This is a genomic window from Leptospira sarikeiensis (genome assembly GCF_004769615.1).
GTDB classification, from domain to species: domain Bacteria; phylum Spirochaetota; class Leptospiria; order Leptospirales; family Leptospiraceae; genus Leptospira_B; species Leptospira_B sarikeiensis.
Map to the genome: position 1 here is coordinate 1 of NZ_RQGF01000044.1, position 1,153 is coordinate 1,153.

The 1,153-nt window shown below is 43.1% G+C and carries 1 protein-coding gene; it reads right to left on the reverse strand.

Annotation, left to right across the window (positions count from 1 at the left end; genetic code table 11):
* On the reverse strand, positions 1-1,129 hold a 1,129-nt coding region (locus EHQ64_RS20135), incomplete at its 3' end, for a transposase (RefSeq protein ID WP_246048865.1).
* Positions 1,130-1,153 lie beyond the last annotated feature (24 nt).

Here is a 1,153-nt window from a genome sequence, read left to right on the forward strand (position 1 = left end):
ATCCCTTCGCACCAATCCTCACAGGCGCCGCTTGCGGCGCATGAGTAGAAATTGGCGCCAACACATCGAGTCCAAAGACTCGTGCATTCTTAATAAAAGAGAACTCATTCAAATAGAGAGTAGAATTTTGCGGCCTTATGTATCCGTAAGATGCGAATGCAGTTTTAAGAAGACGTTGATTTCCTTCTGCAACTTGATTATGAACTCCATTCTTGCTCCACCTGTTACGAGCCCAGCGATATCGGCCTTCCACAGACTTCGCATTGTGATTCACACTTCTGTGATTCTTGTAAATACCCCAAAGCCACGGGTATCCTTGATCAGTGAATAGCGGAGTAGAAGCGGGAAGATGTTCTTTAATAATAGGTCCCAGAGTATTTGCTTTTTGATTGGGAACTGAGGTGAAGAAGGCAGGACCACCTTTAACAGCAATGGTTTGAACAAGAGTCCCTACTTGTTTACCTCCCAGTTTCTCTGAAAGATATATAGAAGCAGTAGCACCACCATGACGATACCGTTTACGACCTTTATTCGCACGCTCACTGGCTGAATACAAAACGGCTGTATCAGCGCATACATAAGGCCGATTCGCCATTTCAGCAGTAATATCGATATCAGCATCAGATAACACAAAATCGCGGAACCGCACAGCTAAATCATTGTACGCCAACTTCTTATAAACAGGAAGTTGCTGAGAACAGAATAGCTGAAACCGTCTCTTGAGAAGAGAAGCGGCCTTCCCACTAATACGTAAACGCACACCTATCTCGGTAGCAGTCAGAACTTTTGGATATTGAACCAGCGATTCATAGAATACAAATCCAAACATCCATAACGGTAATTTGAAATGATGAAGTGGAGTGTAGCTAAGACGTGAAGTCTGGTAATGACAGACTTTGCATCGAATCACATCCGGACGCGTAGAAATCTCTTTATCCATTACATCACTACAATTCTTGCAGTGTTTTGGATAGAAGTCGGACAAAACCTTTTTGGTAATAGCAGTATAGAAGCTAGTGTTGTATGGAGTCAGAACGCGATTTGAATCATGTTGTTGATGAGAAGTATGTCGGAAATTAGCGGATGAAGCGATCGTACCTTCAGTACGATCGTTAGAGTAGGCTTTAATTGTGAGCTTTGGTGGGGAGAGATA